This is a genomic window from Streptomyces sp. NPDC034670 (genome assembly GCF_055574875.1).
The window spans coordinates 58,011-62,542 of sequence record NZ_JBVITR010000042.1 but is presented as its reverse complement, the minus strand read 5'-3'; the positions used below and the strand labels follow the sequence as shown (position 1 = coordinate 62,542).

The 4,532-nt window shown below is 75.6% G+C and carries 4 protein-coding genes; 3 read left to right on the top strand and 1 reads right to left on the bottom strand.

From position 1 onward, the window contains the following. Positions 1–164: 164 nt before the first annotated feature. Positions 165–1,370 (bottom strand): S8 family peptidase, encoded by a 1,206-nt coding sequence (locus tag ACZ56B_RS24595; protein ID WP_468794610.1) that lies wholly within the window; start codon positions 1,368–1,370, stop codon positions 165–167. Positions 1,371–2,088: 718 nt separating this feature from the next. Between ACZ56B_RS24595 and ACZ56B_RS24590 the strand changes: the two genes are divergently transcribed. Genes ACZ56B_RS24590 through ACZ56B_RS24580 form a run of 3 tightly spaced genes read left to right on the top strand, consistent with a single transcriptional unit; the run spans position 2,089 to position 4,434 of the window. Beyond that, positions 2,089–2,553: a hypothetical protein gene (locus ACZ56B_RS24590; RefSeq protein WP_468794608.1), complete on the top strand. Its 465-nt coding sequence runs from the start codon at positions 2,089–2,091 to the stop codon at positions 2,551–2,553. Further along, positions 2,550–3,719 carry a zinc-dependent alcohol dehydrogenase gene (locus ACZ56B_RS24585; protein WP_468794605.1) on the top strand — a complete coding sequence of 390 codons (1,170 nt, stop codon included), beginning with the start codon at positions 2,550–2,552 and terminating at the stop codon, positions 3,717–3,719. The genes ACZ56B_RS24590 and ACZ56B_RS24585 overlap by 4 nt, the downstream gene beginning before the upstream one ends. 16 nt (positions 3,720–3,735) lie before the next feature. Beyond that, positions 3,736–4,434, top strand: coding sequence for a phosphodiesterase (locus ACZ56B_RS24580; RefSeq protein WP_468794602.1), 699 nt, complete (start codon positions 3,736–3,738; stop codon positions 4,432–4,434). Positions 4,435–4,532: the final 98 nt, after the last annotated feature.

Genomic DNA, 4,532 nt, shown 5'->3' with positions numbered 1-4,532 from the left:
ACACCGCGCAGGCGGAGGGAACTCCCCCCCTGCCCTCTTGTGCGGGTTGTCGGGTGCGGGGGTGGTTTTCCCCGGGGGGGGGACGACCCGCCCTCCGGCCCCCCGCGTCGGGGCCCGGCGGGTCACGGGATCACGGGATCACCGCGGAGCCGGGGACCCGGACCTCACGGGACGAGCTTCAGCAGCCGGTTGGGCGAACCCGAACCGGCGCCGGTCACCTTGCCGGTGGTCGCCCCGCCCACCAGGGCCGAGGCGACCTGGGCCGGGGTGGCGGAGGTGCGGCCGGCCAGGTAGACCGCCGCCGCTCCGGCGACGTGCGGGGCCGCCATCGAGGTGCCGGAGATGGTGTTGGTCGCGGTGTCACCGGTGTGCCAGCCGGCCGTGATCGAGGAGCCGGGGGCGAAGATGTCCAGCACCGAACCGTAGTTGGAGTAGCTCGCCCTGGCGTCCGTGCTGGTGGTGGCGCCCACGGTGAGGGCCTCGGTCACCCGGGCGGGGGAGGAGGACGAGGCGTTGGTGTTGCTGTTGCCCGCGGCGACCGCGTAGGTGACGCCGCTCGCGATGGAGTTGCGCACGGCGGTGTCCAGGGCGGCGGACGCGCCGCCGCCGAGCGACATGTTGGCGACCGAGGGACCGGAGTGGTTCTTGGTCACCCAGTCGACGCCGGCGATGACCCCGGCGGTGGTCCCGGACCCGTTGTTGTCCAGCACCCGCACGGCGACGATCTTCGCCTTCTTGGCCACGCCGTGGGTGGACCCGGCGATGGTGGTGGCCACGTGGGTGCCGTGGCCGTTGCCGTCGGAGGCGGTGGTGTCGCCGTCCACGGCGTCGTACCCGTAGCTGGCACGGCCGCTGAGCTGCTGGTGCGTGATGCGGACGCCGGTGTCGATGACGTAGGCGGTGACACCGCTGCCCGCGCTGTCCGGGTAGGTGTAGGTGCGGGACAGCGGGAGCGAGGTCTGGTCGATGCGGTCCAGGCCCCACGGCGCGTTGGACTGCGTGGCGGCGATGCTCACCCGCTGGTTCTGCTCGACGGAGGCGACCGCCGGGTCGGCGGCCAGCCGCCTGGCCCCGGTGGCGGAGAGGGCGGCGGTGTAGCCGTTCAGCGCGCTGCCGAACGTCTTCTCCACGCTGCCGCCGTATCTCTTGAGCAGGTTCTTGCCCGTGGCGGAGGACGCCTTGAACCCGGCGTCCTTCTTCAGCGTCACGATGTAGCTGTCCTCGACCGCGGCGGGGGAGTCGGCGGCGAGCACCGTGCCTTCGGCGGGGGCGGCGTGAGCGGGGATCGTGGTGAGCCCGCCGGCCAGGGCGGCCGTCGCGACACCGGCGATCGCGGCGAACCGTATCTTCTTGCTGCGCAGTCGTGCCATTACGAGGGGTTCCTCCTCTAGGCGGCGCGCCTGGGTGGGGCACGCTTCTGTGGGGGTGGGTGCGCGATCGCGCGCACCCGCCAGGAGCGTTGCGTTCCGCTCCGGGCTGCGGGCAAGCCTCACCTACAACTCATGCGCATGACAAGAGGGGTGAGCACCTGTCAACGATTCCGCCACGCGCGCGAAACAAAGCGGCCCCGGTCCCCGGCACGGCGCACGGCCCGCCCGACGGCCGTGCGGGCGGCTGCCGGCCGAGGGCTCCCGCTCCTTCGGGGGGCCCGTGCGGCGGCCCGCTCCTTGCGCCGGCCGCGGCCGGTCCCGGGCCCCGGGCTCCCCCGGTCCGGGGCAGGTCCGCACCCCCCGGACGGCCGTCCCGGCCACGGTCCCGGTCGAGGAGGCGGACAGGACGGCACGGGCCGGTCGCCGCGCTCGGCGCGGTGGCCGCTCACCGCGCCCGCGACGCCCGCGGCCGCCTCCACGAGGGCGGCCCGGGCCGCCGCGGGGCTCGGCGGCCCGCCGCGGCCGTCCGCCCCGCCGCGGCCGTCCGCCCCGCCGCGGCCGTCCGCCCCGCCGCGGCCGGCGGCGCCGGAGCGGCCCCGGGGCACGGACGGGCCGGCGCGGCCCGTTCCGCCCGTCCGCGGTCGTGGCCGTTTCGTTCCGGCGGTCGCGGAAACCCGCCGCGGGACGGTGGCGGCCCCTCCGAGCGGGAAGGCAACTCATGAAGAAGGCGTTGTGGACGGTCCCGGTTGTCGCCGCGGGTGTCGCGGTGGCCCGGAAGGCCGGGGAGAAGCACCGCGGCGACGACCGGGCGGGCGACCGGTGGCTCACCGTGACGGTCAACCGGCCGGTCACGGAGGTGCAGCCGGACGGGAATCCGCCGGCTCCCCTCGACGAGCTCGCGGAGAGGATCGAGGTGCGGGTCCGTCCGGCTCCGGGCGACCGCGGCACGGAACTGGCCGCGCGGCTGAAGGAGCCGGCGTCCGCGGTGTCGTCGTCCCTGCCCGCGCGCCTGGCCGGGCAGGACCCGCGCCAGGAGGTGCGGCTCGCGCTGCGCCGGGCCAAGGCCCTCCTGGAGACCGGTGAGGTGATGCGGCCCGACGCGCCGCCGACGACCCGCCCGACCCCGGGCGGCAAGCTGGTCGAGCTGCTCTCCCGTCGCTCCGGTGGGGAGGGAGTGCTGTGAAGGCGCTGTGCTGGGAAGGCGTGAACAAGCTGTCCGTCGAGCAGGTCCCGGACCCGGAGCTGCGCAACGACCAGGACGTCGTCGTGCGGCTGCTCGCGGGCACGACCTGCGGCTCCGACCTGCACCTCATCGGCGGCTACGTCCCGGCGATGCGCGCCGGGGACGTGATCGGGCACGAGTTCGTCGGGGAGGTCGTGGAGACCGGCTCCGCCGTGCGCCGGCACAAGGTGGGCGACCGGGTCGTCGTCTCCTCGTTCGTCGGGTGCGGCCGGTGCTGGTACTGCGCCAACGACCTGTGGTCCCTGTGCGACAACACCAACACCAACCCCGGCATCGGCCAGGCCCTGCTCGGCTACGAGACCGCCGGCATCTTCGGCTACTCCCACGCCATGGGCGGCCTGCGCGGCAGCCACGCCGAGTACGTCCGGGTCCCCTTCGCCGACTACGGCGCCTTCCCCGTGCCCGAGGGCATCGACGACGTCAGCGCCCTGTTCGTCTCCGACTCGGTGCCCACCGGCTGGATGGGTGCCGACCTGGCCGGCGTCAAGCCCGGCGACGTGGTCGCGGTCTGGGGCTGCGGCGCCGTGGGCCAGATGGCCGCCCGGGCGGCCGCCCTGCTCGGCGCCGAGCGGGTCATCTCCATCGACCGCATCCCCGAACGGCTGGCCATGGCCGAGCGGTACGCCGGCTCCGAGACCATCGACTACACCACCACGGACGTCGCCGCCGAGCTGCGCGAACGCACCGGCGGCCGCGGTCCCGACGTGTGCATCGAAGCGGTCGGCATGGAGGCCCACGGCGACGGCCCGATGCACCTGTACGACCAGGCCAAGCAGCAGCTCCGGCTCCAGACCGACCGGCCCACCGCCGTGCGCCAGGCCATCCACGCCTGCCGCAAGGGCGGCAGCGTCTTCGTCCTGGGCGTCTTCGTGGGCGCCGTCGACAAGTTCCCGCTCGGCGCCGTGATCAACAAGGGGCTCACCGTGCGCGGCGCGCAGTTGCACGGACAGCGCTACATCCCCATGCTGCTGGACCGGCTCGCCGCCGGCGAGATCGAGACGGCCCACCTGGCGACCCACACCGTTCCGCTCGACCGGGCGCCCGAGGCCTACGACCTGTTCAAGCACAAGACCGACGGCTGCGTCCGCGCCGTCATCCGTCCCTGACCGCGGGGGGCGCGTGATGCTCGACAGGGCCGCGCACCGGGTCGCCGGCCGGCTGGCGCGACGGCGCTCGGCGCCGGCCCTGCACCCGCACGGAGTGCTGTGCTCCGGGACGCTGGAGGTGCCCGGGCGCACCGGCCCGGCCTGGGGCGTGCCGTGGCTGGACCGGCCCGGTTCCTACCCGGTGACCGTGCGCTGGTCCCGTGCGCTCGGCCTGCCCGGGCGGCTGCCGGACGCCCTGGGCCTGGCCGTCCGGGTCACCGGCGCCGGCGGTCCCGGTGCGGACCTCGACCTGCTGCTCACGTCCAGCGGCTCGGGCCGCCTCGGCCGCCGTCTGCCGCTGCTGAGGCCCGGGGCCCTGGCGGGACCGTACTCCACCCTGCTGTCCTACCGGATGGGCGGCCGCACCCGCGTACTGGCGGCCTTCCCCGTCCCCGGCACCACCGGTCCGCCCGCGGGCACCCTGCCGGCGCTGGGCCGGGCGGTCGCCCGGCGGCCCGTCCGCTTCGACCTGCGCGCGGCCGCCGCCGGCGAACCCTGGCGCACCTTCGCCCGGCTGACCCTGGAGACGGTGCACGCCGTTTTGGACACCGGCACGGTGTCCTACGACCCCTACGTCCACGACCTGCCCGGGCTGCGTCCCACGGGGCGCCTGCGCCGACTGCGCGTCGCCGCGTACGCCGGCTCCCGCCGCGGACGGGCCGCGGGGGACCCCTGAGCGGCGGGGCCGGCGCCCGGCGGGGGGGGGGGGGGGGGGGGGGGGGTATGTGCTTTTGTGTGCAGTCGTTCCTCCACGCCATAGCCGGTGACATTTTG